This is a genomic window from Bradyrhizobium sp. USDA 4369, from assembly GCF_054056435.1.
Window position 1 is genome coordinate 7,728,973 of the sequence record NZ_JBSRYH010000001.1, and the last position, 25,558, is coordinate 7,754,530.

Here is a 25,558-nt window from a genome sequence, read left to right on the forward strand (position 1 = left end):
GATATCACGCGCTCCAGCGGCGCCGGCGGCCAAATCCGCCGCCGATCAGGCGCAGCACGAGCAGCAGGACCACGGCGCCGATGAACGCGTTGATGATCGCGGCCACCAGTCCGACGCCCAGGTGAATGCCGAGCCGCGGCAGCAGCCAGTTGCCGACGAAGGCGCCGAGCAGGCCGACGATCAGGTCGCCGATCAGGCCAAAGCCCCCACCTTCCATGACGCGGCCCGCGAGCCACCCGGCGACGATGCCGACGAACAGAATGACCAGCAGACTCTCGTTGGACAAATGCATGACCCTCTCCTCCTTTGATCCGTCGCGGGAACAATCTCGGCGAGTCCCGATGGTTCCCTCGGGAGGATGTCGTCCCGGCGAATAGCTGCTTGGGGCGCATCTGTCCGCAGTCCGATGACATCCGCCTCGGCCGGCTCACGCACGCCGCACGCAGGCCAAACGCCCGCGACGGCCTGATGTGAAGCTTTAACCCTACCGGCAACAATCCCAGGCGCCGGCGCTGATCCTCAGCATCAGCTTTGAGGCTTTCGGCTTAAGTCGTGGCAGCCCATCATCTTTTGCGCGAGACGCTGACCATGGATGTCAATCGCCGCCGCATTCTGGCCGGATCGGCCGCCGGCGCCGCCGGGGCCTTGGCCTTGCCGGTCGATGCCGCACAGGCCGCACCGCTGATCTCCACGCTCGGCCGCGATGCCACGCAATATGGCGTGAAGCCCAACAGTCCCGACGACCAGACCCGCGCGCTGCAGCGCGCGATCGACGAGGCCGCACGGGTCCAGGCCCCGCTGGCACTGCCGCCCGGCAGCTACAGAAGCTCGATGCTGCGACTCGCCAAGGGCACCCAGCTGGTCGGCGTCCGCGGCGCAACGAAGCTCGTCTTCACCGGCGGCGGCCCGTCGCTGCTATCAGGCGAAGGCGCTGATGGCGCCGGCATCGACGGTCTCTCGCTCGACGGCGGCAGCATCGCCCTGCCCCAGCGCCGCGGCCTGCTGCATCTCGCGGCCGCCCGCGATATCCGAGTCATCGATTGCGAGATCACCCGTTCCGGCGGCAGCGGCATCTGGCTCGAGCAGGTCTCCGGCGATGTCAGCGGCAACGTCCTCACCGGCATCGCGGTCACCGCGATCGTGTCATTCGACGCGCTCGGGCTGATCGTGTCGCGCAACACCATCAAGGGCACGCGCGACAACGGCATCGAGATCCTGCGCGCGGCGATCGGCGACGACGGCACGATGGTGCTCGACAACGTCATCGAGGACATCAAGGCCGGCCCCGGCGGCTCCGGCCAATATGGCAATGCCATCAACGCCTTTCGCGCCGGCAACGTGATCATCCGCGGCAATCGGATCAAGAATTGCGACTACTCGGCCGTACGCGGCAACTCAGCCTCGAACATCCAGATCGTCGGCAACAGCGTGACCGATATGCGCGAGGTCGCGCTCTATTCGGAGTTCGCGTTCGAGGGCGCGGTGATCAGCGGCAACACGGTGGACGGCGCCGCCTTCGGCGTCTCCGTCTGCAACTTCAACGAAGGCGGCCGCATCGCCGTCGTCCAGGGCAACATCATCCGCAACCTGATCCCGAAGCGTCCGATCGGCACCGCGCCCGACGACGACGCCGGGATCGGCATCTATGTCGAGGCGGATTCCGCGGTGACCGGCAATGTCATTGAGAATGCCCCATCCTACGGCATCGTCGCCGGCTGGGGCCGCTATCTCAGGGACGTCGTCATCTCCGGCAACGTGATCCGCAACGCGCTGGCCGGCGTCGGCGTGTCCGTCGTCCGCGGCGCCGGCACGGCTCTCGTCAGCAACAACATGATCTCGGGCACGCCGCGGGGCGCTGTGATCGGGCTGGATCACATCAAGCCGGTGACCGCGGATCTGACGCAGGCCGGCACGCAGCAATTCAGCCAGCTCGTGGTCACCGCAAACGCCGTGCAACGCAGCTGAGGCGCCTCGCGTTGTTCGCGCGAACGCGGTGCGTGTCAGTACGCGACCGCCAGCGCCGGATAGCGGCGTTCGATCGTGTCGAGTTCGACCAGGGGCTCGTCGTCATCAGTATCGGCTTCGATGCCGACGCTCAGAGCCTCCGCGAGGGCGGCCATGTCGATGCGCGGCGCCGCCAGGGTCAGCTCGACCTCGAAATCGTCCTCCGCAGCCAGCTCAGCGTCGAGACTGTCCTCAGCGGCTTCATCCTCGACCGGAACGATGATCTCGGATTTGGCGAGAACGGTCTCCAGCGAGCACGGCAGCTCGATCGGCTTCGCCTTGACGGCCGCGGGCGGCAGCCAGGATGTCGGCGCGCGCGGCGCGACGGACAGCGCCTCCATCACCGGCCGGGCTTTCGGAGCCGGCAACGGGGCTTCAGACAGCGACCGCCAAGCCAACACCGCCGCCTTGGCATTGCGGAGATCGTCGAATAGGGAATGCTCGGTGTAATAGCGCCGCCAACGGCCGCTCTCGTAGAGTTCGGTGAGGTGATCGAGCCGCCTTTCGGCAAGCGCGCACCAGCGCTCAGCCAGTTCGCGGCTGCAAGCCACGTCCAGTCGATGTGTCATATGGGAGCCCGCAAGAAGAAGGGACGGACGCACTCGGCACGAATCAACGCAACGTGACGTGAATATTTTGTGGAAAAGGTTAACAAAGTCTAGATGACGCCATCTTCTTTCGGCTGCCGCCCGTAGTTTCGCGGACTTTACGGGCTGTTTTTCCACTCTCAATCTGCACCGATACAATTTGAGCGTGAGAGCCGACACCGGCTCTCATCTGTTTCTCGCGTCCCCCCTCGACCATTGCCTTTTTCAACATTCCGCATGCTGCGACAGCATCGCGCCACTCGAATTGCCCCGAACTCCGCCGCCTGATGCGGGCTCCGCGATCAATCACTCACGGTGTCGAAAGCAGCTGGCTGCGCGCAGTTCATAGTTGCGTTTGAGCGTCAAACCTCTTGGAGCGACTACCCAGGCCTTTGACCCCGAGACCCCACAGGTCGGTCCTGGCGATGTCGGCAAGGAGCACAGGCTCTCTCGAACCGGAATTGCGCCATGTCACGAATTGAACATTACGCCAGCCGCTTGGCACCCAACGTCGCCCCGATCAACGCGATTTTCATTGCCCGACACTTCAACCGCGTGTTCGGCCGGCGGCCAAGGCAGCCGCAGGATCCGGAGGCGGACTATCATGATTTCCTGGTCGATCGGATGAGCCGCGGCGGCTGGAGCAGCACACAGCTTCGATGCGTCGACAAGGAGTTTGCAAAACTTGAAGCGAGCAAGCTCCATCCCGCAATCCAGGCTGCCGAAACGGTCGCGATCCTCCCGATCCGAGGCATGAGCATCGATCGCTTTACGGAGGCCATGGGACCGCATCTGGGACGGCATCTCGTCGCCAAACCGACGCACGGTTCAGCAGCGACGGAATTCCTGGACGCCCGCCCCGATCTCACGAAACTCTATCGCGCCGGGCGCTACAATTATTTCTACAGTTTTCGCGAAAGTCAGTACGCGCCGCTGGAACGCAAAATCATCATTGAAGAAAACATCGCCGAACACGGTTCGGACCTGCGCGATTTCAAATTCTTCTGCAGCTTTGGACGCATCCTCTTCGTTCAGGTCGACGCCAATCGATTCATCGAGCACGAGCGCATTCTGCTCTCACCTCCCGACTTCGAGCCGCTGAACCTGACCTTGGGCGCGTTCAAGCCGACGACAACATGGATCAGACCCAAACAGTTTGAGGCGCTTTGTCACGCCGCACAGGACCTGTCCCGACCATTCGATTTTGTCAGAGTCGATCTCTATGAAAAGGCGGGACAGGTGTTCTTTGGCGAGTTCACCTTCACCCCGGGAGCCGGCATGGAGCCATTCTCTGAGCCGGGTTTCAGCAGACGCCTGCTCTCCGAGATCAAGACGCGTCCGGATTGTCCTGCACCGTGAGCACCGTGTTTGAGACCGCTACGCCCCGGCACATCGGACGACCTCAGACTCAAGCCGTCCGGGGCAAATGAAAGAGCCGTCCGGGGGGACAACCGGACGGCTCGAGCCATATGGGCGCTTGGGGTGGATGGGCGCTCGCGCCTTATATAGCTTTGGGGAGAGGGATCACCGCTCCCACATTTGTTCTGTCGAGGCCGCCGCCGGGCACGTTCAAAGCGGGGCGGAAAATTCTCGAATGTTCACGAAATCGTTGACGATCTGTTTGCGGCCCCCGGCCGAGGCCCCAACGTCTCGCCCCGACCTATTGAGCTGGCCTATTGAGCGGCCACCGCAAGGCTGACGATCTTCTCCCGCGCCAGCCGGCCGATGAGACCGTCGGCTTCGGCCTTGGACAACGGCCGGTCGCCGAGCTGCAGCTTGAAGGTCCCGCCTCTTGCGCTCTCGACGATCGTCCCCTGGTAGGAATCGAGCAGCGCCGTGATGTCGGCCATCCGCGCATCCGGCGCGAACCGGACCAGCGCATAGACGGGTGCCGCCGGTGCAGCCACCTGTGGTCCGAGGCCGCGGATCAGCGGAGCCGCCGGCGCCGGTGCCTCGGCCACGCGCGAGCGGGCCATGCTCTCGGCCCGGTCGGCCGCAGCTGGTGCGGCGGGGCTCGGCGGCGGCGCGGCCATCCTTGAGGCAGGCGCGCCGGCACCTGGCAGGGCCGGAGCTGACTTGCTCATGGGCTCGTTGGCGACGAGCTTGTCCTGGCTGAGCGAGGCCGTCTCGAAGCTCGCGATCTGCGACCGCATCAGCACCGCGCCGATGACCCCGGCCTGGATCAGCACCAGCAGGCCACCGAGGCTGACCGTCCAGGCCAATGTGCGCGGCGACAGGCTCTCGAAGAACGCCAGAAGACGGGCGCCGATGCCGGGCGCGACGGCAGGCTTCTGCGTCGGATCCGCATCGATCGCGGCGAACAGCTTCTGCATCGCCCGCAACGACGGCGCCCCGAGGGTTTCGTTGAGCGCAATGGTCTCAGCATATTCGCCCTGGATCTCGGCATATTGACGCGCGAGATCGGGATCGCTGGCGAGCGCCTCCTCGACCCTGCGCATGTCGCGCGCGTTCAGCGTGCCGGCGGCATACCAGGGCAGCAGCAGTTCGATTTCACTGGGCTCGTGGTCCAGCATCTTGTTGCTCAAAGCCATCATGGCCAGCCTCGCTCAATGCCGGCCGCCTTCAGGAGTTCGGCCAATTTCTTGCGCGCATAGAACAGGCGCGTCTTGACGGTATTCTCCGGAATTCCGACGATCTCGGCCACCTCCTCCACGGATTTCTCGTGGTAGTAGACGAGATCGACGATCTCCCGGTGGTCAGGCGAAAGCGCGGTCAGGCACTTGCGCAGGGCTTCCCCGGTATTCTTCTTCTGGACCGCTATTTCCGGATCATCGGACGTATCCTCGATCGCGTTCGCGGCCTCGTCTTCCAGCTCAACGTCCTTGCGGCGCCGAAGTGCCGACAGCGCCTTGAATCTCGTGATCGCCAGCAGCCATGTCGAGACGGCAGAACGGCCCTCGAACTTGCCGGCCTGACGCCACACATCCAGGAAGACCTCGCTGATGAGGTCTTCCGCCACCTGTTCGTCCCGTACGAGCCGGAGCCCGAAACGATACACCCTGACATGGTGCCGGCCATACAGCACCTGCATGGCGAGCCGATCGCCTTGGGCGATCCTGGCCATCAGGGCTTCATCCGACGCCGCCGCTGTCACGCTCAATGGCCGTCTCGCAAGGTTGGTCTGGAGGAATGAGGACGCGGTTCGAATTCAACCGCAAAATTCTTCAAAATACCGGAAACATACGTCCCTGACTGTGAGCTGGCGCACAGTTCCGCCGTCCGACATGCGGTCTCCCGGCGCGCCCCGGCCGGCGCGTTCTCGCATCCCCTGTTCAGACCCATCGTCGCTCATACCCCTCCGCTACCTTCTTCCGGCCTCCGGCTCCAAGCGCCCATCCAGCGCCGATGTCGACAGCTCCTGCACGGCACCGGGATCGCTGAGCCTTACACGACGAAAAGCCCGTGATTTTGCGGTCGCGGCGCGCGGCGGCGGTTCGTCGCCACCGCATCACCGCACGTGCATAGATACCAAAGTTAAAGGCTTTCCCACGTAGATTTTCAGCCAGCGACGACGAATTGCGAGCACATGGGCACGACGGCACCGCCTCTTTCACCTTCGATCGTTGCCGACGCGCGCGGCGTCAAGCCGCCGCCGTCTCGCGACGTTCGCGCTCGCCGCGTCGGCCAGCGGCGGCAGATCTATGCCATGATCGCGGGCTGCTACCTGATCGATGCCGTCATCCTCCTGATCTACGCGCAGGCCGGCACCGTGCCGGCCTCGATCGCGCCGGTCTACGCAGCCATCGGACTAGCCACCGTCGCGCTGTGGACCTTGTTGTCGGAGAGCGGCTTCAACGAACGCTTCAGGGACCATTATTTGGTCGTTCCGCAGTCGATCGTGAGCATGATGTTCACGGTGGCCTTCTGCTACGTCGCGCCCGAGGTCAGCATCGTGTTCCTGTGCACGCTCTACCTCGTCGTCGGCTTCAGCTCGCTCCGGGCGACGCCGCGCCAGACCGCGATCTGCTGGACCTTCCTGGCGCTCGGCCTCGCCGGACTGTTCCTGCTGACCGACAAGCCGCTCGGCATGCCAACCGGCGGTGCGCTGGAGCGGCTCGCCACGCTGCTGGTCTTCGTGGTGACGATCGCCGGCTGCATGTTCCTCGGCATCTTCTCGAGTTCGCTGCGCGAGTCCTTGTATCAGCGCGGCCTGAAGCTGAAAGAGGCCTATCGCCGGATCGAGGAGCTCGCCGAGCTCGATGAGCTCACCGGCGCGCTCAACCGGCGATCCATCATGCATGTGCTCGAGGAGGAGCTGACGCGGTCGCGGCAGACCGGCAAGCCATGCTCGGTGATGCTGATCGACCTCGATTGGTTCAAGCGCATCAATGACGAGCACGGGCATCCGACCGGCGACGACGTGCTGCGCACCTTTGCCATCACGATGTTCGCCAATATCCGCAGCAGCGATCGGTTCGGCCGCTATGGCGGTGAGGAGTTCCTGCTTGTCCTGCCCGGCGCGCCATTGGACCCGGCCTGCCGGCTCGCCGAGCGCCTGCGCCAGATCATCGCCGATCTCGACTGGAGCGCATTCTCGGCCGGCCTGCAGGTCACGTTCTCGGCCGGCGTTGCGACCTCGCGCGGCGACGAGACCACCGAGTCGCTGTTGTCCCGCGCCGATCGTGCGCTCTACGCATCGAAGGCCCAGGGACGCAATCGCGTCACCAGCGCCTGACGGGAGCGCGCCGGGATGAGCGGCAAGCCAGCGCCCAATGAGAGCCTGCTGGACGAGCTACAGGACACGCTCGCGAACGGCACCGTTGCGCGTCGCGTCGAGACCCTGCGCAGGGTCACCGACCTGTTCATCGACGGCGCGCCAGACTTCGCCGACGACCAGGTCGCGCTGTTCGACGACGTCTTCGAATGCCTGATCGCGCATATCGAAACATCGGCGCGCGCCCTGCTCGCCAGCCGGCTGGCACCGATCGACTGCGCACCGCCGAAAACGCTGGCCCGGCTGGCCGATAACGATGCCATCGAGGTCGCCGGTCCGGTACTATCGAAATCGGAACGGCTCGATGAGGCCGCGCTGATCAGGACCGCCCAGACCAAGAGCCAGGCGCATCTGCTCGCGATTTCCATCCGCCGGGTCCTGAGCCGCGCCGTGACTGACATCCTGCTCCGGCGCGGCAATGACGAGGTCGTCCACAGCACCGTCAGCAATCCCGGCGCCGATCTGTCGGAACGCAGCGTCGACGCGCTCCTGGACCGCGCCGCACAGGATGGCGATCTGGCTGCATGTCTCGCGTTGCGGCCTGATCTGCCGCGCCATCTCTTTCTGAAACTTGTGGCCAAGGCCTCCGCGGCGGTCCGCGCGCGTTTGGAAACGGCGAACCCCAAATTGGGGCAGGAAGTGTCGCAGGCGGTAAGGACCGCGGGCCGCCGTGCCCGCTCGGCAACGGTGGCGTTGACCAGCCAGACGGAAATTGCACATCGGCTGATCCGGTCGCTGCACGCCGATGGCCGGCTCGACGATCAGCTCGTCGCCCAGTTTACCGAAAGCCGGAAGTTCGACGAGGCCAATGCCGCGGTCGCAGCGATGGCCAACGTCCCGGTCGCGGTCGCCGAAAGCATCATGGTGGAGAGCCGCGCCGAAGGCGTGATGATCCTCGCCAAGGTGGCAGGCCTGTCTTGGCCCACGGTCAAGTCGATCATCCTGATGCGGGATGAGCTCGCCGGCACTGGACCAACTGACCTCGTCGCCAGCAAGGCCACTTACGATCGGCTCAGACCGTCAACGGCACAACAGGTGCTGCGCTTCCATCGGGTTCAGGATGCCGCGACGCCTGCGCAGGCCTGATCGCTCTACGCTCGCGCATCAATAACGCAGCACCCGCGCACCGATCCCGGCGCCGAGGGCGGCCACGACCAGCGCCGCGATCGTGTACCAGGTGGCGACAAACAGCGGCGAATCGTCGGTGCAGTGCGCGGCATAGAGCGTCGCGGCCAGTCCCGCCGAAACCAGGCCGGCGATCGCACCGGCCAACGCCGGGCGCGACGGTGCGCCATGGCGCAGCCCGAACAGCGCGGCCGCCAGAAGCGGCAGCGACAAGACGGGAATCGCGCTGACGCACAGCATCGAGTTATGGCCGACCAGCCGCGCCATCATCGGCGCGCGCTGCGGCACCATCATCTCCGCCGCAATGCCGCCGACGAGGACGAGGACCGGCGCGATCAGGAGCCAGCTCCAGCCATGGAGCGACGCTTCGGGCCGCGACAGATGCAGGCTGATGATGAGCGCCGGAATCGCCAGTGCGGTGGTCACCACGAATTTGAGATCGAAGAACGGATTGCGCACCGCGAGCCAGATGTCGGGCCGGATGCCGAGGCCGATGAGCAGCATCGCGGTCGATACCGGCGTCGCCGCCATCAGCGCCAACGCCAGCACGATGCCCACGGGCTGCGCCCGTTGGGCATTGTCGGCCGCAAGCGAGCGGATAAGCTGATCGGTGTCCATGGCTCAATTGTCCCGTAGCTTGGCCGTGAGGCTGGCGAGCGCGCGATGCAGCGCCACGCGCACCGCGCCCTCGGTCATCGAAAATTTCTCCGCCGTCTGCTTGATCGAACTCGCTTCCACCGCGATCGACTGCAGCACGTCGCGTTGACGCTGCGGCAGCGTCTTCAATTGCGCCTCGACCTCGCCGGCAGAGACGGTCGGCGCTGGCGGCGTGTCGGCCAGCGTCTCGCTGAAATCATCGATGTCGACGAACACCCGCCGGCCGCGCCGTCGCAGCGCGTCGATCAGCTTGTTGCGAGCGATCGCGAACAGCCATGGGGCGAACGGCGCATCGACGTCCCAGGTGTGCCGCTTGAGGTGAACCGCCAACAGAATGTCCTGCACGATGTCCTCGGCCTGATCGACGGGCTGACCGGCGCGCGAAAGCCCGCGCCGTGAAGCTGCGCGCAGCACCGGCGTGATCGCCTTCAGCAACCGATGATAGACCTCATCGTCTCCGGCGATGGCCTGGCGCATCCAGGCCGTCCACTCGTCGTCACGCTCGCGCACCTGACGCTTCCACCCCCGATTATTCGCCCGTCGTCGCGCGCTGTTACTCCGCCGCCGAGACATTCACGAATTCGTGACCAGGTCGCACAGCCTTGGAACCAGCCGAGTTCCGCCATACCCAGATCATGGCCGCACGCAAGTCTCACCCCTGCTTCCATAGCACCGAATTGCGCGGAGCAGGATCGGGCACTGGACCATATCATCAAGGACGGGCCGGCATGGTTGCGGCCTCGCCCTGCTTTTGCCTTGGGCGGCAGGAAGATACCTAAGTTCTGCCCCGTTCTCGACATCTGTCGGGGTCTCACTCCCGGCTGGGCTGGCGGGACGGGGAGAAGGCCGACGATGACGATCCAAGCCAGTGGACGTTCAGCATTGATCATTGCCGCAGCGCTCGTACTCAGCCTCACCGGCACTGGATTGGCGCGCGCGGCCGAAACTCAGACTTTCAGCCCGTTCCTTCCGGTCGGGTCTGACACGAGCGCGCCGGCCAAGCAGGAGGTGTCCCCTGCGCCGCAGGCGGAGGCGCCGCCCGCACCGATGACGCAGGCCACCGACGCGGCATCGGCCGAGCCGGCACAGGCCGAACCGGTCACAGTGAACCTCGTGACGGTCAGCAATGACGACAGTTCGGGCTGGGACAAGGCCTCGATCATCGGCAAGATCTTCATCGCCTGTGGCACCCTGCTCACCTTGGGCTCGGCGGCGCGGATGTTCATGATCTGAGACGCCGCGCGGCGCTGCTCCTACTTGATGCGCAACCCACCAGCGGGCACATTGCCCGCTGTTTCGATTTGCGGGGTAGGATCATGAGCGTTTACGAGCACATCATCGTTGAAGGAAAAGGCGCGGTCGGGGTCATCACCTTGAACCGGCCCAAGATGCTCAACGCGCTGTCATTCGGCGTTTTCCGCGAGATTGCCGCGGCCGTCGACGACCTCGAGGCCGACGACGCCATCGGCTGCATCGTGATCACCGGCAGTGAGAAGGCTTTTGCCGCCGGCGCCGACATCAAGGAGATGCAGCCCAAGAGCTTCATCGACATGTTCTCGAGCGACTTCACCGCGATCGGCGGCGACCGGGTCGCGCGCTGCCGCAAGCCGACCATCGCGGCGGTGGCCGGCTATGCCCTCGGCGGCGGCTGCGAGCTCGCGATGATGTGCGACTTCATCATCGCCGCCGACACCGCGAAATTCGGCCAGCCGGAAATCACGCTCGGCACCATCCCCGGCATCGGCGGTACCCAGCGCCTGACGCGCGCCATCGGCAAGGCCAAGGCGATGGACCTCTGCCTGACCGGCCGCATGATGGATGCGGCGGAAGCCGAGCGCTCCGGCCTCGTCAGCCGCGTCGTGGCGGCGGACAGGCTGATGGAAGAGACGATGGCAGCGGCCGAGAAGATCGCGTCGATGTCCCGCCCGGCGGCCACCATGGCCAAGGAAGCCGTGAACCGCGCCTTCGAAACTCCGCTCTCGGAAGGCATGAATGTCGAGCGCAACCTGTTTCACGCCACCTTCGCGCTCGAGGATCGCGCCGAAGGCATGGCCGCCTTCATCGAGAAGCGCAAGCCGGTCAACAAGAACCGCTGAGAGCAGCGCTGCAGACGCCCGCCTCGTCGTGATCAGGCGGAGCGAGCTGGTCTGAGGACTGCAGGGGATGATCAGTTGTCCCCCCTGCTCCCTCAGCCGCATAGCACCTTTCGATGCACATCGATGTCTCCTTGCGAGGACGCGGAGAGATACAAGGCGAGCAATTCGCCAATGGTTCGCGACAGGCCGGTGCGATTCGCAGCCTCCGCGTGCGGCGCGTCTCACGGTTCAGCCGCGCATCATGCCTCGCTTACAGCAGCATGAAGCGATGGCGCTATCGGCTGACCTGATCGCATGTATTTGCGTGGTCCCGCATGGCGCGTCTGTGGCGAGACCGCCACAACAAACCATGGAAAAGCCAACCCGAATCCACACCGATGGTTTGTGTGTGGCAGCCGTCCGCCCTAAACAGGTAAACAACCGGTTAAGGTCATGAGGCGCGGCGGTGTCAGATGGTGGGTCGGGGCGAGCAGTTCACCGGGAGGACGCGGCGGTTCGGCATTGGCTTGGCCATCGCGACGGGCTTCGTCGCCTTCTGCTCGCCGTCCCGCGCCGAGGATCTCGCCGCCGCGCTGGCCAAGGCCTACCAGACCAACCCGGCCCTCAACGCCGAGCGCGCCCGGCAGCGCGGAACCGATGAGAACGTACCACAGGCGCTGGCGGGCTATCGCCCCCAGCTTGTCGCGACTCTCGGGGCTGGCCTGCAGGCGGTGCGCAATCTGCTTCCGACCAATGCGATTCAGAGCCAGACGCTGAAGCCCTGGACCATCGGGCTGACCGTCACGCAGACCCTCTTCAACGGGTTTAGAACCGCCAACAGCGTACGGGTGGCCGAGCTGCAGGTGCAGTCGGGGCGCGAGGCGCTGCGCAATGTCGGCCAGGGCATCCTGCTCGATGCCGTGACCGCCTATACCAACGTGCTGGCCAACCAGTCGCTGGTCGAGGCGCAGCGCTCGAACGTCGCATTCCTGCGCGAAACCCTGGCGGTGACGCAGCGCCGTCTCAATGCCGGCGACGTGACGCCGACCGATGCATCCCAAGCCGAGGCCCGGCTGTCCCGCGGACTCTCCGATCTCAACGCCGCCGAGGTCAATCTCGCGATCAGTCAGGCGACTTACGCGCAAGTGATCGGCATGGCGCCCGGCCAATTGCGCGCCGCGGATCCGGTCGATCGCCTGCTGCCGCGCAGCCGCGAAGACGCGATCGCCCTGGCCAACAAAGAGAACCCGGCCGTGGCCGCGGCGAGCTTCGACGTCGACGTGGCTTCGACGGCCATCAAGGTTGCCGAGGGCGCCCTGCTGCCGAGCGTGACCGTTCAGGGCAGCGTCAGCCGCAGCCGCGATTCGGACCAGACGCTCGGCACGTTCGGGACCGACCAAGCCTCGATCCTCGGCAACGTCACCGCACCGATCTATGATGGCGGCACGGCGGCCTCGCAGACCCGCCAGGCCAAGGAGGTCGCGGCGCAGAGCCGTCTCGTCCTCGACCAGGTGCGCAACCAGGCGCGCACCGCCGTGATCAGCGCCTGGGTGGCCAATGAAGGCGCCAAGGTTGCGGTCAGCGCCTCCGAGGCCGAGGTCAAAGCCGCGACCGTCGCGCTGCAGGGCGTCTCGCGCGAGGCGCAAGGCGGCCAGCGCACCACCGTTGATGTGCTGAACTCGCAGGCCGATCTGATCCAGGCCAAGGCGCGCCTGATCGGCGCCCAGCGCGACCGCGTCATCGCCTCCTACACGCTGCTGAGCGCGATCGGCCGGCTCGACGTCAAGAATCTCAACCTGAACACTCCCGATTATCTGCCGGAGGTTCACTACCATCAGGTTCGTGACGCCTGGCACGGCCTGCGCACGCCCTCGGGGCAGTAGCCATCGTCATCAAGGGCCATTCGAGAGCGGGCCGAGTTTCTCGGCCGCTTCTCTTCGCTCTTGCCCCCTGCGCCGCGCCGGTTCACGCTCATCCTTCGACATCACGCGCGTCACCCACAACGCACGCGCGACATCCGGGGAGGATCACCATGCTCAACCGCCGCAGCCTGCTGCTGACCTCGCTCGCCGCCGGAGTGACGATGACCACCACAGCCCGCGCCAAGCCTTCGCAACCCGCGACACCCGTCAACTTCGACGTTCCGGCCGGCGCCTGTGATTGTCACACCCACATCCACGGCGATCCCGAGAAGTTTCCGTTCGCAGCCAACCGCGTCTACACGCCGGATCCGGCGTCGCCCGAGGAGATGGCCGCGCTGCACAAGGCGCTGCACATCCAGCGCGTCGTCATCGTCACGCCGAGCGTCTACGGCACGGATAATTCAGCGACATTGTTCGGCATGAAGGCGCGCGGCAACGACGCCCGCGGCGTCGCCGTGATCGACGACAAGACCACCGAGGCACAACTCGATACGATGAACGCGGACGGCTTCCGCGGCATCCGCCTCAACCTTGCGACCGGCGGCATCAACGATCCCAATGTCGGCCGCGCCCGCTTCCAGGCCGCCGTCGAGCGCATGAAAGCGCGCGGCTGGCATGTCCAGCTCTACACCAACACGCCGATGATCGCGGCCATCAAGGACCTCGTGATGCAGTCGCCGGTGCCGGCGGTGTTCGATCATTTCGGCGGCGCGCAGGCCGAACTCGGCCTCGAGCAGACCGGCTTTTCCGATCTCCTCGATCTCGTCCGCGCCGGCAAGGCCTATGTGAAGATCTCCGGCGCCTACCGCGCCTCGACCCGTGGCCCGGACTACGCCGACGTGATCCCGTTCGCGCAGGCGCTGATCGCAGCCAACCCCGACCGCATCGTCTGGGGCACCGACTGGCCGCACCCGGATTCGTCGCCGCATCCCGAGCTAAAGCTCACCGATGTCCGGCCGTTCTATCCGATCGACGACGGCCGCCTGATGAACCAGCTCCCGGTCTGGGCCCCGGACGCCACGATCCGCAAGAAGATCCTGGTCGACAATCCGGCGCGACTATACGGGTTTTGATGCGCGTGACCGCCACCGATTTGTCGTTCGGAGGGCGCGATCGGCAAAGCCTGTCCCGCTGATCGACTTGCAATGGCGCGACGGAGCGGCGTGCTAAGAGTCCGGTCCGGTCACTCTTGCGCGTCTCCCCAGATCAGAAACAGCCCGATGTCGCCCGGGAGGCCATCGGGAAATTCGAGCACGCTCGCAGTCAGCCGAAAGCCATGTGGTTTCAGATCCCGCTCCCACCGCAGATACATCTCCGCTGCTGCGCCGCGTAACGTCGCATTCCAGCCCGGCTCGGCAACGTTGACAGCGCGGCCGCCGTCGATGCAGAGCCCGCTCGGAAAACGCAACAGCATGAGCTGTTTCTCGCCGCGATGCGCTGCTTCGCGCGCGAGGTGGAGCAGGGTTCGCCATTTGTCGTCGGAAATATGCCGATCGATCAAGTCCTTCACCTGCTGCCGGCGCTGTGCGGCAGCTGCCTCGCGAAGGGCATTGCGCTGTTCCCCCTCATGGCGCTCGAATTCGTCCACCAGATCCCGGAAATCCGCCGCCAGCGGGAGGTCCTCCTCCGATCGGCTGGCGGGGCGCCGCGCCTCCTGGGCTTCGGTTGGTCCCCGGCGATGCAGAAATTGCCCGTCGAGACTGGCAAGGGCGCGTGATAGCAGGCCGCTCTCGTGCCGGGACATCGCGCTCTCCTCCTGCGACAACAGCACTGCGAGAAGGTTGGCGCGGCTGACGATTCCAGCAATGCGGCCGTCGCGGACGACCGGTACGCGCTTGATCCGGTGGGCCGTCAAGAGCCGCGCGATCTCGGGGACGCTGGTTTCCTCCCCGACTGCAACAACCGGTGCCGACATGACATCGCGGGCCGTTCTCGCGAGGACATGCGCGCTGGCCGGCCAATCACGATGCAGCTCCTCCTGTCCGGTCAGCAGCTGAAGCCACCACTCTGTGCCCGCCACCCGCTCCAGATCGTTTCGCCCCATCAGGTCGCCTTCGCTGACCATCCCGAGCGGCAAACCTTCAGCATCGACCACGGGCACCGCGCTGATGCCCTGGTCGAGGAGCAGCCTCGCAATCTCGCGGACCGGCGTGTCCGGGAAGACCGATATGACGGCCGCGGTCATGATGTCGCGGGCCGTAGTCAACCGGCGCTTTCCTCCAGCTTCGTGCACAGCCGTCGCCGTCGACGTTCCTCCGATATGGCTGCTGCCGTCCCAGGACGCGGTATCTGCCACCGACATGGATCGCTCCTTCCTCTGCTCAATTCGTTCCGACCGCCCGGAACAGCTGCTGGACCCGGGCCAGTCGCCTGTCAGCCTCGGGCGTCACCTCACCGCCTGCGCTGACGATGTCGCGGATTGCCGCGAGGCTCTCGCTCCGCTGATCGGCATCAGCCGGCAACAGTCCCGGAATTGCGGCAAGCGCCGCTTCCTGATCCAGAAGCAGCAGGTAAAACTGTTCGCGCGCCATCGCCTTGAATTGAGTAAGCGTCAGCAGCGCACCTTCCGTGCGCGGGCGGATGAGCCGCAGCGCGTGGAGAGCGCGCTCATCGATGCCTCCCTGGGCCATCCCGACGAAGATCAGCCCTCGAATGGCGGCCTCGGCCAGGCCGCCGCTCGATATGCGCAACTTCAGCTCGGCGACACGCAGTTGCAGCAGCTCGCGATGCAGCGGCGATTCCTCCGGACGATTGGAGCAAGTGGCCGTGCGATCAATTCCGACGGCGGCCTGCAAAACGGGTGAACCGTAGACAGCCAGGAAGATCGATTCACTGAGCTTCTCCTGGTGGTCGCGCCAAGCATCGAGCGCGGACACGATCTGCCCGGAGACCGCCTCCTGCGCCAGCAGGAAGGGATTGTCGGCAGATACCGGAGAGCGGTGCGTTCGAATCTGCTCGGCAAGCTCGGCCATGGGCTTCACCAACGGATTCAGATTGCTGAAAAGCGCGTATTGCATGCGCTGCGGATGAACCTGGCGAAGCCACTCGGCGGCCTGTGGCGTCATCGATGCTCTGATCGCGGGCTGGGCGAAGGTCCGATAGAGCGACAGGTTGATCTCCGACACACGGGCGACGGTGGCAAAGCGCCGCTCGTCATCGCTCGTATTGCCGCCCATCGCCCTGATGTCGTCCAGCGTTCGCTCCCGGCAGTGCATGACCCAGTCGCCGCAAACGAGCGCCGCGTCTGCGGCATCGTCGGCGTGCTCGAACGTCGCCTCGTAGAGACCAGGCGGCAGCAGATCGATCAGGTCGATATTGCCGGCGAACTCGCGGTATTCCTTCTTCGCGACGCCGCTGGAAACGAAGATTCCGAGATGGCCCACGGTTTCGTGGACCGTGTAGACGATGGTCTGGCCGTAGGATCTGATCTCATCGACATCGTTGTAGAGATCCAGGATCCATCCCAATGCCTGCTGCGGCGGCGTGATGTTGTCACCTTTCGAGCAGAAGACAACGATCGGCGAGCGGATGTTGCGCAGATCGACTGCATTGCCCTCGGAGGTCCGGATGTGGCCGGCAGCGAGCCTGTTGCCGACGAACAACTCGTCGACGATGAACTGCATCTCCTCGGCGTTAAGGTTGACATGTCTGCCCCACCAACGCTCGAAGTCGAGATAGCGCGATGCTTCGGTGTCGATCTTCGAATACACGTCGTACTGCTTGGTCCAGAGCGTGTGGGATGGGTTCTGGTTTTCGAAATTCTGCACCAGCCAGCTGCCGTCGAACTTGCCGCCCCCCATGTCGCTGGTGAAAGCGGTCAGCCAGCTGCCGCCGAGCAGGCCTGCGGAGTACCGCATCGGATTTCTGCCGCGCACGCCCGCCCAATAGGACAATGGGGCTCCTGCGATGATGATCGGCCCGAAGAGCTCGGGCCGAAGCGCCGCCAGGATCATCACAGCCCAGCCGGCCTGGCAGTTGCCGATCACGCACGGCTTTCCATCCGCGCCAGGATGCAACGATATGACATGCTCCAGGAAGACTGCTTCGGCCCGAACGATGTCCTCGATGGTCTGGCCGAGCATCGGGTCGGCCGTGAAACCCACGAAATAGCAGGGATGCCCTGCCCTCAGGGCCTCGCCGATTTCGCTGTCGGCCTTGAAGCCGCCGATCCCCGGACCGTGTCCGGCGCGTGGATCGATGACGACAAAAGGCCGGCGCGTGGTGCTGATCTCCTCTCCCGCTGGCGGGACGATGCGAAGCAGCGCGTAATTAACCGGGCGTTCGAACTTGCGCCCGTCCCGGAGAATCTCGAACTCGTAGTCGAGAACGTGCGGGGCCGTCTGCAGGCTGCGCTTGCGATGTTCGTCGGCGCGCTGACGCATGACGTCCCAGAACAACACGCTGCGTTCGGCAGCATCGCGCAGATAGGCGAACGCGAGGACGAATGGGTTCGAAGGCGCAATGCCGAAGGCCCGGTCTTCTCCGACTGACATGGATCGATTTCCTTTGAACCCGCGCAGCTGTCTGCACGCTGGCATTATAAAACGACACAGTTTCATTCTTTAATAAAATGACCATCGCCCGAAAAGCAAGAGCGCGACAGCGCCCCGCCGCTCCCTTAGACCCCGGTGCCGCGGACGGAGATCCCATTGGCATCCGAGCAAATTCCAGCATGTGCAGGACAGAAGCACTTGATCGTCGCGGGAGCTTCACGACTATTTGAGCTACGCCACCTCGCCGACAACCTGCCGAAGGCGGCGCAGCACGACGTCCACGTCATCGCGAGCGAAGCGATATGATTTCAAAACGGTGGAGGACGTCTGCGCGACGTCTGCGAAACTTGCATGTGTTGGTCATGAATTCTCGCGCAGTCCCGTCGGATGACGGCTGCGCCGATGGAATGGACGCGCGACAATCTCGGATTGCGGCTTCAAGGCCTGCGGCCTTCCCCGAATGCTGCGCGATCGCGCCTGTCGCATGGGGCAAGGGTGGGGCGAACGCCTGCCAATGAGTTGCGCCGTCATGGCGGGCTGGTCCCGCCTGCACGGTCGAAGCCGCTTCGGCGCGGCGAAGGCCGGGCATCCAAATCGTCGCGAGGGCGCCGGACCACGTGGATGGCCGGGACAAGCCCGGCCATGACGACGTGGAAACGCCTGGGCGCGCCACGTCGACCGCCATATGCAATAGACCTGCGCCGAACGACGATGGCGAGGCTGTACGATTTTATCGCCTCGCAGCCCTGGCGTCGCGGAAGGATACCAGGCGGCTTTGCGCTTCGTCCCACAGCACCAGGCGGACGCAGCGCAGGCTCTCGGGCAGCGTGATGCGGCCGATCTCGCGAAGCTCGGGATGATCGCGCAGCACGACCGGCAGCCGGTAGTACGGAATCCGGCTCGACAGATGATGGACGTGATGGATGCCGATATTGGCGGTGAGCCAGTGCAGCCAGGCCGGCAGGTCGTAATGGGAGCTGCCATAAAGCGCGGCCTGCTGCTGGGTCCAGCGCCCGTCCCGCTCCCAGACCGTGTGCTCGAACTGATGCTGGACATAGAACAGCCAGACGCCGGCCATGGCGGCGAGCAGCATGATCGGCAGATGCACGACCAGGAATGCCTGGATGCCGATCAGCCACATCAGGCCCGCGACGACCAGGGCGATGCCGAGATTGGTGGCCATCGTGCTGATCCAGGGCGACCAGCCGGCGCGCATGAAGCCGAACGGCAGGCGGTGCTGCAGGAAGAACAAATAAGCGGGCCCGGCCACGAACATCACCAGGGGATGGCGGTAAAGCCGGTAGCGCAGCCGCGCGAAGGCCGACCGCGCCTGATATTCCCGCACCGTCAACGTATCGATATCGCCGATGCCGCGCCGGTCGAGATTGCCGCTGGTCGCGTGATGGATCGCATGCGCGCGCCGCCACCAGTCATATGGCGTCAGCGTCAGCACGCCCAGCACGCGGCCGACCCAGTCGTTCGCCTGGCGCCCGGCGAAGAACGTGCCATGGCCGCAATCATGCTGGATCATGAACAGCCGCACCAGAAAGCCGCCGGCCGGGATCGCAATCAGCAACGACGCCCAGGCATGGCCGAGCGAGAACGCGAACCAGGCTGCCGTCCACAATGCCACCAGCGGCACCGCCGTGATCACCAGCTCGGTAATGCTTCGCATGCGGCTGGGCGTGCGGTAGTTGCTGAGAATCTGCATCCAGTACCGGGCATCGGCCGTCGCGCGGCCTTCGTCATGGCCAGCACGCGGGGGCGCGGAGTCCTTGGGCTGCACAGCCGCCATCGCGACTGGCTGATCGAATTGCAATGTCGTCTCCACCTTGTGTTCTTGGCGATCGCGCATGTCGCGACCGCGCGCCAATTGCCCCCTGAGCACCGCCGAACCGGCTGCAGGAGTTCGAAACCATGCGCCTTCGCTGGTGTAACCGTGGTCGAAGCCAAATGGTTCACCATGCGCCCTGGCGATGAACCGGTCTGGAAGAGGAGTCTGGGACGTCTACCCCCGTCAGGAGCGAGTAAGAGAGCGCACAGGGCGGATCATGTAAGGTAACCCGCCGGCCTCCTCATTGCTAGGAGATGGCGGATTACGTTCCGTTAATCCCCTCCTGAATTGCTGCGTCAATGAGGCGTTGCTGTGCCTCCTCCGGATCTTTCCGGGGCGCGAGCCAGGGAACGATAACGCATTCGGGCTCGATCGCTGCCCTGGCTGGTCCGGAAGGAAGGCAGCAGATCCCCTGGGGCTTGCCATGACCACCGAATCGTGCACCGCGCGCCTTCATCCCGGCCCGGGCGTGGTCTCCGGCACGAATGCGCCATCGCGTCGTGCGTCGGAGAACATGCCCCAGATCGCGATGAACATCGCCGCCATCGCCGGGCCGATGATGAAGCCGTTGAGGCCGAACGCCTCGATCCCGCCCAGGGTCGAGATCAGAACGACATAATCAGGCATCTTGGTGTCCTGGCCGACGAGGATCGGACGCAGCAGATTATCGACGAGGCCAATGACCAGGGCGCCATAGGCGATCAGGATCACGCCATGCCAGATCGCTCCGGTGGCCAGCAGATAGAGCGCGACCGGAAACCACACCAGCCCGGCTCCGACCGCTGGAAGCAGCGAGAGGAACGCCATCACGACGGCCCAGAGCAGCGGCGCGGTGATGCCGAGGAACCAGAAGATCAGACCGCCCAGCGCGCCCTGCGCCAGCGCCACCACCAGATTGCCCTTCACGGTCGCACGGATGACGACCGTGAACTTGTGCAGCAGCGCATTGCGTTGCTCGGTCCGCAGCGGAATGGCGGTCGCGATGCGCTCCGACAATGCGTCCTGGTCGCGAAGCAGGAAAAACAGCAGATACAGCATGAGGAACAGATTGACGAAGAACTCGAAGGTTCCCTGGCCGATGTTGAGAGCCTGACCTGCGATCATCTGGCTGCCTCGCAGCAGCATGGCGGACAGCCTGTCCTTCAGGCCGGCCAGGCTGCCGAGACCGAACCTGTTGAGCAGGTCAACCACCCAGGTGGGCAGCGCCTCCATCATCTTCTGAAAGTACTGCCCGATATCCAGCTGGCCGGACTGCGCCTGTCCGTAGACACCGGTCGCCTGCTGCGCCAGCGCCGCCCCGATCAGCGACAGCGGAATGATCACGATCAGGACGACGAGCAGCACCACCACGGCGGCAGCGAGGCCATCTCGGCCGTGCATCGATCGCGCCAATCGGCGGTGAAGCGGAGCGAAGACGACCGCGCCGACGAGGCCCCACAGCACGGCTCCGTAGAACGGCAGCAGGATCCAGCCGAGCGTCAGCGTGATCGCGACGAGCAGGAGCAGAAGCACTCGATCTTCGAAGCTGCGCATTTCAACTTTCCAGTCTGGCCGCGACATCTGGACGCGCGCCTTGGTCTTCCGGACGTCGCGAGCCGGGTATCGCCGAATTCAACAGCGGTCAACGCGGCAACGCGGCATCCGGGCTCCAGGCCGGTCGCGATCGATACCGCAAAATTACATCACATCAACCGCTGCATTCGCAGCCCATAAACGTTCAACGCAGGGCGACCGAACCCGACGGCAAGCCCTCCGATGTCTTCTACCAGTTCGCAACGCGCAGAGGCCGACCGCCAGATCGCACGCGATCTCCGCCGGGCCATTCGTGACGATGGTCCAGGCTCAGCCGCGACTGCGGCTCGTCCTGGCACGGAACCTTTCTGCGGGCCCTGCCCCGTTGCCAAGCGCACGGCAAGCCGCAATAGTCCGCGCTTTCCGAGCCGGCGCGACCGGCCCGCCGACCTGGAGGCATGATGATGACGACCAGACCGACCGCAAAATCATCCGACAAGGATGTCTGGCGCGTCGGCGTGCTGTTCTCGCGCAGCGGCCTGATGGAGGTCACCGAGTCCGAGCACTTCTTCGGTACGGCGCTCGCGATCCAGGAAATCAACAAGGCCGGCGGCGTGCTCGGCCGCGAGATCGAGGTCATCGCCTATGATCCGGGCTCGCAGCCCGAGACCTTCCGCAAGCTCGCCGACAGGCTGCTGACCGAGGACGGCGCCTCCGTGATCTTCGGCTGCTCGACCTCGGCCGAGCGCAAGGCGGTGCTGCCGGCGATCGAGCGCCGCAACGGCCTGCTCTGGTACCCGTCGCTCTACGAAGGCTTCGAATACTCGCCGAACGTGATCTACACCGGACCGGCGCCGAACCAGAACGCGTTCCAACTCGCCGAATACATCGTGCGCAAGCATGGTCCACGGGTTTACCTGATCGGCTCGGACTACATCTATCCGCGCGAGTCCAACCGCATCATGCGCGACCTCGTCGAGTCCTATGCGGGCCGCGTCGTCGGCGAGCAATATGTGACGATGGAGGCGGGCGACGCCGAGCTGACGCGCGGCCTTGACGCGATCAGGGAGGCCGCGCCCGACGTCGTGTTCTCGACCATCGTCGGCCGCACTGCGCAGCGCTTCTATCGCATGTATGCGGCCGCGGGCTTCGACCCGAAGCGGCTGCCGATCGCGAGCCTGACCATGGCCGAAGGCGAGGTGCGCGCCATCGGCGCCGAGCACTGCGTCGGCCACCTCACGGCAGCGAGCTATTTCGGCACGCTCGCGCGCGACAGCAACGACCGCTTCAAGGCGGCGTTCGCCGCGGCTTTCGGCATGGAGACGCCGGTCAGCATGTGGAGCGCCTCGGCCTATGCGCAGATCAAGCTGTTCGCGCGGGCGCTGGAGCAGGCCGGCAGCCTTGATACGCAGAAGCTGGTCGAGGCCGCGCTCGGGCTCAGCCTCGAGGCGCCGGAGGGGCCGATCCGGATCGATCCCGACAACAACCATGTCTGGGTGACGCCGCGCATCGGGCGCGTGCGGGCCGACGGCCAGTTCGACATCGTCTGGGAGAGCAAGAGCCCGATCAAGCCGGATCCCTACCTCTCGGTGTCACCGATCGGCGGCCGCTGGCTGAGCGAGGAGGCGCTGTCAGCATGAGGCCGGATGACCGCATGAAGCCCGGCGTGCGCCGCCTCATCGAGGATCTGCGCGGCGCGCGCGTGCTGGTGATCCATCCGCGCGATGCCGAGGGCGACGCGCTGATCGACCAGCTCAAGCGCATCGGCTGCAACGTCCGCGGCGTCTGGCCGCCGCCGGCCGCGATCCCGCACGACATCGACACCGTGTTCCAGCTGATCGAGACCTCGGAGGAGATGATCTTTCCCGAAGGCACCAGCGATCATCCGCTCACCTTCATCGCCATCGTCGACTACGAAAACCCGACGATCCTCAAGCGCCTGCTCGACAGCAACGCCCATGGCGTCGTCAACAAGCCGATCCGCTCATTCGGCATCCTGTCGTCGCTGGTGCTCGCGCGCTCGCTGCGCGGCTACACGCGCCGGCTCGAGGGCAAGGTGCAGAAGCTCGAGGAGACGTTGAAGGCGCGGCGCGACGTCGACAAGGCGGTGAAGATCCTGATGGGGCTGAAGCAGGTCGGTGAGGTCGAGGCCTATGAGCTGATCCGCGCGCAGGCGACGCAGAAGCGCGTAGCGATGGCCGACATCGCGATCTCGATCATCAATGCGCAGGAGACGCTCGGCGGATTGGGGGTGCTCGATGCGCCGGTCTCGCGCTGAGCGTGCCGTGCCGCGCTCACGGGTTGGGCAGCGGCGGCCTCAAATTTTTGCAAGCGACGGCGTTGACTTCGTTTCGCGCATGGGAATTACTTGAGGCCGTCGCGGACATCGGATGTCCGCCAATGGCCGGTCGGCCATTTCACATCAGGCTATGCAGCCCTCGCATTGCGCCGCAAGGCGCAGTCGGGGGCTTTTTGTTTGGCGCGCGCGATCCTCGCGAACGCAACGGAGACTCGTGCCTTGACGACGGATGATGACAGCAAAGTGCGGATCGCCTGCATCCAGATGCAGCCGATGGTCGGCGAGTTGGCAACCAACCTCGCCCACAGCCTCGATTTGATCAAACAGGCGGTCGCAATGGGAGCAAAGCTCGTGGTGCTGCCCGAGCTCGCCTCCTCCGGCTACGTGTTCAAATCACGCGAGGAAGCCTTCGCCGCCTCCGAGACCATCCCCGGCGGTCCGGCCGTGACCGCCTGGAGCGAGATCGCCGCCAAGCATGGCCTGCATCTCGTCGCCGGCATCTGCGAGCGCGACGGCACGAAGCTCTACAACAGCGCGGTGCTGATCGGGCCCAAGGGCTATGTCGGCACCTTCCGCAAGGTCCACCTCTGGAACGAGGAGAACCTGTATTTCGAGCCCGGCAATCTCGGCTTCCCGGTCTACCACACCGAGATCGGCCGCATCGGCATGGCGATCTGCTACGATGGCTGGTTCCCGGAGAGCTACCGGCTCAGCGCGCTGCAGGGCGCCGACATCGTCTGCGTGCCGACCAATTGGGTGCCGATCCCCGGCCAGGCCGACGGCCGCGAGGCGATGGCCAATATCCTGGCGATGGCGGCCGCGCATTCCAACTCGATCTTCATCGCCTGCGCCGACCGCGTCGGCGTCGAGCGCGGCCAGCCTTTCGAAGGGCAGAGCCTGATCGTCAGCTACACCGGCTGGCCGGTCGCCGGCCCTGCGAGCCGCGACAAGGAGGAGATCGTGATTGCCGACGTGGCGCTCGGCGAGGCCCGCCGCGCCCGCAACTGGAACGCCTTCAATCAGGTTCTGCGTGATCGCCGCTCCGACGTCTATGACGAGATGCTCGGCAGCGACGTCAAGCGCGGCTGGTATTGACTGCTTAAGCCCTTTCCATTTTGACCATTCATGGAGGACAATCGATGACGTCGCGTTTGCTGACTACCTCGCTGGCGCTCGCCCTTGCGGCGGGCGCGGCGCTCTCGCCTGCTCTGGCTGCCGATCCGATCAAGATCGGCGTCCCCGTCGGCCTGTCCGGCGCCAACTCGGTCGTCGCGCCGTCGGTGGTGCAGTCCGCCGAGCTCGCGGTGGAGGAGATCAACGCCAAGGGCGGCGTGCTCGGCCGCAAGCTCGAGCTGGAGGTCGCCGATGACGCGTCCGGCGCCGCCGGCGCCCAGAAGGCATTCGACGCGCTGATATTCCAGAAGAAGGTCAACGTGCTGATCTCGATGGAGACCAGCGCGGCGCGCAACGCCGGCCTGCCGATCGTCGCCCGCGGCAAGACGCCCTACATCTACACCTCGTTCTACGAAGGCAAGTCCTGCAGCCCCTATCTCTACGTCAACGCCTGGGTGCCGGACCAGCAGGTGCCGCCGATCGTCGACTACTTCAACAAGGAGAAGAAGGCGAAGAGCTACTTCCTGATCGGTTCCGACTACGCCTTCGGCCGCGGCATGCTCGCCTTCACCAAGACGTACATCGAGAAGACCGGTGGAAAGGTCGTCGGCGAAGAGTATCTGCCGATGGACGGCTCCGACTGGACCTCGATCATCTCCAAGCTCAAGGGCTCCGGCGCCGACGCGCTGATTACCTCGACCGCGGGCGGCGCGCCCAACGTCACCTTGACCAAGCAGCTGCGCGCGGCCGGCGTCAACCTTCCTTACGGCAATCTCGCGGTCGACGAAGGCACGGCCAAGGGCATGGGCGCGGACGCCGCCGGCATCTACCTGTCGGCGTCCTACGTGACCGGCATCGACACGCCGGCCAACAAGACCTTCCTGGCGTCGATGGCCAAGAAGTTCGGCGCCGAGCTGAAGACGCCGAACGATCTGTCGGTCCCGCAGTACGAAGCGGTCTACGCCTACAAGGCCGCCGTCGAGAAGGCCGGCAGCACTGACCAGGACAAGGTGCTGAAGGCGCTGGCCGAGGTCTCGGTCGACGGTCCGCGTGGCACCATCAAGATGGACAAGCAGCGCCATGCACCGCTGACCATGTATCTCGGCCAGGTCCAGGCCGACGGCAGCGTGAAGGTGATCCAGAGCTTCCAGAATGTCGATCCCGGCGCGCAGTGCCCGGGCAAGTCCTGATCGCGTATGATC

General features: G+C 65.1%; 22 protein-coding genes. 12 read left to right on the forward strand and 10 right to left on the reverse strand.

Annotated features, from left to right (window positions below):
- Nucleotides 1-4: 4 nt before the first annotated feature.
- Complete coding sequence (locus tag ACVIJ6_RS35135) at nucleotides 5-292, reverse strand: GlsB/YeaQ/YmgE family stress response membrane protein (RefSeq protein WP_434902571.1); 288 nt, start codon at nucleotides 290-292, stop codon at nucleotides 5-7.
- Between the two features lie 296 nt (nucleotides 293-588).
- Between ACVIJ6_RS35135 and ACVIJ6_RS35140 the strand changes: the two genes are divergently transcribed.
- Entirely contained in the window at nucleotides 589-1,965 is a 1,377-nt protein-coding gene (locus ACVIJ6_RS35140; RefSeq protein WP_456776487.1) for a TIGR03808 family TAT-translocated repetitive protein, read from the forward strand.
- 35 nt (nucleotides 1,966-2,000) lie between these two features.
- Here ACVIJ6_RS35140 and ACVIJ6_RS35145 read toward each other — a convergent pair whose 3' ends face one another.
- Nucleotides 2,001-2,573: a TIGR03809 family protein gene (locus ACVIJ6_RS35145; protein ID WP_456776488.1), complete on the reverse strand. Its 573-nt coding sequence runs from the start codon at nucleotides 2,571-2,573 to the stop codon at nucleotides 2,001-2,003.
- A gap of 486 nt (nucleotides 2,574-3,059) precedes the next feature.
- Here ACVIJ6_RS35145 and ACVIJ6_RS35150 point away from each other — a divergent pair, with 486 nt between their 5' ends.
- Nucleotides 3,060-3,950 carry an ATP-grasp fold amidoligase family protein gene (locus tag ACVIJ6_RS35150; RefSeq protein ID WP_456776489.1) on the forward strand — a complete coding sequence of 297 codons (891 nt, stop codon included), beginning with the start codon at nucleotides 3,060-3,062 and terminating at the stop codon, nucleotides 3,948-3,950.
- 314 nt (nucleotides 3,951-4,264) lie between these two features.
- On the opposite strand, the gene ACVIJ6_RS35155 is transcribed toward ACVIJ6_RS35150, so the two are convergent.
- Together ACVIJ6_RS35155 and ACVIJ6_RS35160 are read right to left on the reverse strand one after the other, a co-directional pair.
- Nucleotides 4,265-5,146, reverse strand: a complete 882-nt coding sequence (locus ACVIJ6_RS35155; protein ID WP_456776490.1) for a hypothetical protein — start codon at nucleotides 5,144-5,146, stop codon at nucleotides 4,265-4,267.
- Nucleotides 5,143-5,712 (reverse strand): sigma-70 family RNA polymerase sigma factor, encoded by a 570-nt coding sequence (locus ACVIJ6_RS35160; RefSeq protein ID WP_012043153.1) that lies wholly within the window; start codon nucleotides 5,710-5,712, stop codon nucleotides 5,143-5,145. The genes ACVIJ6_RS35155 and ACVIJ6_RS35160 overlap by 4 nt, the downstream gene beginning before the upstream one ends.
- A 426-nt stretch (nucleotides 5,713-6,138) precedes the next feature.
- Between ACVIJ6_RS35160 and ACVIJ6_RS35165 the strand changes: the two genes are divergently transcribed.
- Nucleotides 6,139-7,287: a GGDEF domain-containing protein gene (locus ACVIJ6_RS35165; RefSeq protein ID WP_456776491.1), complete on the forward strand. Its 1,149-nt coding sequence runs from the start codon at nucleotides 6,139-6,141 to the stop codon at nucleotides 7,285-7,287.
- 15 nt (nucleotides 7,288-7,302) lie between these two features.
- On the forward strand, nucleotides 7,303-8,412 hold the full coding sequence (locus ACVIJ6_RS35170; RefSeq protein WP_456776492.1) for a DUF2336 domain-containing protein: 1,110 nt from the start codon (nucleotides 7,303-7,305) through the stop codon (nucleotides 8,410-8,412).
- A gap of 18 nt (nucleotides 8,413-8,430) precedes the next feature.
- Here ACVIJ6_RS35170 and ACVIJ6_RS35175 read toward each other — a convergent pair whose 3' ends face one another.
- Together ACVIJ6_RS35175 and ACVIJ6_RS35180 are read right to left on the reverse strand one after the other, a co-directional pair.
- Nucleotides 8,431-9,069, reverse strand: a complete 639-nt coding sequence (locus ACVIJ6_RS35175; protein ID WP_456776493.1) for an NrsF family protein — start codon at nucleotides 9,067-9,069, stop codon at nucleotides 8,431-8,433.
- Between the two features lie 3 nt (nucleotides 9,070-9,072).
- Nucleotides 9,073-9,618 carry a sigma-70 family RNA polymerase sigma factor gene (locus tag ACVIJ6_RS35180; RefSeq protein WP_172236585.1) on the reverse strand — a complete coding sequence of 182 codons (546 nt, stop codon included), beginning with the start codon at nucleotides 9,616-9,618 and terminating at the stop codon, nucleotides 9,073-9,075.
- Nucleotides 9,619-9,960: 342 nt separating this feature from the next.
- Here ACVIJ6_RS35180 and ACVIJ6_RS35185 point away from each other — a divergent pair, with 342 nt between their 5' ends.
- The 4 genes from ACVIJ6_RS35185 to ACVIJ6_RS35200 all read left to right on the forward strand — a co-directional run bounded on the left by ACVIJ6_RS35185 (nucleotide 9,961) and on the right by ACVIJ6_RS35200 (nucleotide 14,178).
- Entirely contained in the window at nucleotides 9,961-10,341 is a 381-nt protein-coding gene (locus ACVIJ6_RS35185) for a hypothetical protein (RefSeq protein WP_012043148.1), read from the forward strand.
- 83 nt (nucleotides 10,342-10,424) lie between these two features.
- A complete protein-coding gene (locus ACVIJ6_RS35190; RefSeq protein WP_456776494.1) occupies nucleotides 10,425-11,204 on the forward strand; it encodes an enoyl-CoA hydratase in 780 nt (259 codons plus the stop codon).
- Between the two features lie 452 nt (nucleotides 11,205-11,656).
- Nucleotides 11,657-13,066: a TolC family outer membrane protein gene (locus ACVIJ6_RS35195; RefSeq protein ID WP_456776495.1), complete on the forward strand. Its 1,410-nt coding sequence runs from the start codon at nucleotides 11,657-11,659 to the stop codon at nucleotides 13,064-13,066.
- Nucleotides 13,067-13,215: 149 nt separating this feature from the next.
- Nucleotides 13,216-14,178 carry an amidohydrolase family protein gene (locus tag ACVIJ6_RS35200; RefSeq protein ID WP_456776496.1) on the forward strand — a complete coding sequence of 321 codons (963 nt, stop codon included), beginning with the start codon at nucleotides 13,216-13,218 and terminating at the stop codon, nucleotides 14,176-14,178.
- A gap of 110 nt (nucleotides 14,179-14,288) precedes the next feature.
- Here the strand turns inward: ACVIJ6_RS35200 and ACVIJ6_RS35205 are convergent, their stop codons facing one another.
- The 4 genes from ACVIJ6_RS35205 to ACVIJ6_RS35220 form a co-directional block, all read right to left on the reverse strand.
- Nucleotides 14,289-15,407 (reverse strand): CBS domain-containing protein, encoded by a 1,119-nt coding sequence (locus ACVIJ6_RS35205; protein ID WP_456776497.1) that lies wholly within the window; start codon nucleotides 15,405-15,407, stop codon nucleotides 14,289-14,291.
- Nucleotides 15,408-15,426: 19 nt separating this feature from the next.
- Nucleotides 15,427-17,598 carry a DUF3141 domain-containing protein gene (locus ACVIJ6_RS35210; RefSeq protein ID WP_456776498.1) on the reverse strand — a complete coding sequence of 724 codons (2,172 nt, stop codon included), beginning with the start codon at nucleotides 17,596-17,598 and terminating at the stop codon, nucleotides 15,427-15,429.
- A gap of 730 nt (nucleotides 17,599-18,328) precedes the next feature.
- Complete coding sequence (locus ACVIJ6_RS35215) at nucleotides 18,329-19,453, reverse strand: fatty acid desaturase (RefSeq protein WP_456776499.1); 1,125 nt, start codon at nucleotides 19,451-19,453, stop codon at nucleotides 18,329-18,331.
- A 432-nt stretch (nucleotides 19,454-19,885) separates the two neighbouring features.
- On the reverse strand, nucleotides 19,886-20,965 hold the full coding sequence (locus ACVIJ6_RS35220; protein WP_456776500.1) for an AI-2E family transporter: 1,080 nt from the start codon (nucleotides 20,963-20,965) through the stop codon (nucleotides 19,886-19,888).
- Between the two features lie 443 nt (nucleotides 20,966-21,408).
- Between ACVIJ6_RS35220 and ACVIJ6_RS35225 the strand changes: the two genes are divergently transcribed.
- The 4 genes from ACVIJ6_RS35225 to ACVIJ6_RS35240 all read left to right on the forward strand — a co-directional run bounded on the left by ACVIJ6_RS35225 (nucleotide 21,409) and on the right by ACVIJ6_RS35240 (nucleotide 25,546).
- Nucleotides 21,409-22,584: a transporter substrate-binding domain-containing protein gene (locus ACVIJ6_RS35225; protein ID WP_456776501.1), complete on the forward strand. Its 1,176-nt coding sequence runs from the start codon at nucleotides 21,409-21,411 to the stop codon at nucleotides 22,582-22,584.
- 14 nt (nucleotides 22,585-22,598) lie between these two features.
- Nucleotides 22,599-23,222, forward strand: a complete 624-nt coding sequence (locus ACVIJ6_RS35230; protein ID WP_041751433.1) for an ANTAR domain-containing response regulator — start codon at nucleotides 22,599-22,601, stop codon at nucleotides 23,220-23,222.
- A 240-nt stretch (nucleotides 23,223-23,462) separates the two neighbouring features.
- Entirely contained in the window at nucleotides 23,463-24,338 is an 876-nt protein-coding gene (locus tag ACVIJ6_RS35235) for a nitrilase family protein (protein ID WP_456776502.1), read from the forward strand.
- 44 nt (nucleotides 24,339-24,382) lie between these two features.
- Nucleotides 24,383-25,546: a substrate-binding protein gene (locus tag ACVIJ6_RS35240; RefSeq protein ID WP_456776503.1), complete on the forward strand. Its 1,164-nt coding sequence runs from the start codon at nucleotides 24,383-24,385 to the stop codon at nucleotides 25,544-25,546.
- Nucleotides 25,547-25,558: the final 12 nt, after the last annotated feature.

Coding starts and splice junctions, on each gene's coding strand:
- ACVIJ6_RS35135 (WP_434902571.1), bottom strand. CDS start 292: ATGCATTTGTCCAACGAGAGTCTGCTGGTCATTCTGTTCGTCGGCATC.
- ACVIJ6_RS35140 (WP_456776487.1), top strand. CDS start 589: ATGGATGTCAATCGCCGCCGCATTCTGGCCGGATCGGCCGCCGGCGCC.
- ACVIJ6_RS35145 (WP_456776488.1), bottom strand. CDS start 2,573: ATGACACATCGACTGGACGTGGCTTGCAGCCGCGAACTGGCTGAGCGC.
- ACVIJ6_RS35150 (WP_456776489.1), top strand. CDS start 3,060: ATGTCACGAATTGAACATTACGCCAGCCGCTTGGCACCCAACGTCGCC.
- ACVIJ6_RS35155 (WP_456776490.1), bottom strand. CDS start 5,146: ATGATGGCTTTGAGCAACAAGATGCTGGACCACGAGCCCAGTGAAATC.
- ACVIJ6_RS35165 (WP_456776491.1), top strand. CDS start 6,139: ATGGGCACGACGGCACCGCCTCTTTCACCTTCGATCGTTGCCGACGCG.
- ACVIJ6_RS35170 (WP_456776492.1), top strand. CDS start 7,303: ATGAGCGGCAAGCCAGCGCCCAATGAGAGCCTGCTGGACGAGCTACAG.
- ACVIJ6_RS35175 (WP_456776493.1), bottom strand. CDS start 9,069: ATGGACACCGATCAGCTTATCCGCTCGCTTGCGGCCGACAATGCCCAA.
- ACVIJ6_RS35185 (WP_012043148.1), top strand. CDS start 9,961: ATGACGATCCAAGCCAGTGGACGTTCAGCATTGATCATTGCCGCAGCG.
- ACVIJ6_RS35190 (WP_456776494.1), top strand. CDS start 10,425: ATGAGCGTTTACGAGCACATCATCGTTGAAGGAAAAGGCGCGGTCGGG.
- ACVIJ6_RS35195 (WP_456776495.1), top strand. CDS start 11,657: ATGGTGGGTCGGGGCGAGCAGTTCACCGGGAGGACGCGGCGGTTCGGC.
- ACVIJ6_RS35200 (WP_456776496.1), top strand. CDS start 13,216: ATGCTCAACCGCCGCAGCCTGCTGCTGACCTCGCTCGCCGCCGGAGTG.
- ACVIJ6_RS35205 (WP_456776497.1), bottom strand. CDS start 15,407: ATGTCGGTGGCAGATACCGCGTCCTGGGACGGCAGCAGCCATATCGGA.
- ACVIJ6_RS35210 (WP_456776498.1), bottom strand. CDS start 17,598: ATGTCAGTCGGAGAAGACCGGGCCTTCGGCATTGCGCCTTCGAACCCA.
- ACVIJ6_RS35215 (WP_456776499.1), bottom strand. CDS start 19,453: ATGCGCGATCGCCAAGAACACAAGGTGGAGACGACATTGCAATTCGAT.
- ACVIJ6_RS35220 (WP_456776500.1), bottom strand. CDS start 20,965: ATGCGCAGCTTCGAAGATCGAGTGCTTCTGCTCCTGCTCGTCGCGATC.
- ACVIJ6_RS35225 (WP_456776501.1), top strand. CDS start 21,409: ATGACGACCAGACCGACCGCAAAATCATCCGACAAGGATGTCTGGCGC.
- ACVIJ6_RS35230 (WP_041751433.1), top strand. CDS start 22,599: ATGAAGCCCGGCGTGCGCCGCCTCATCGAGGATCTGCGCGGCGCGCGC.
- ACVIJ6_RS35240 (WP_456776503.1), top strand. CDS start 24,383: ATGACGTCGCGTTTGCTGACTACCTCGCTGGCGCTCGCCCTTGCGGCG.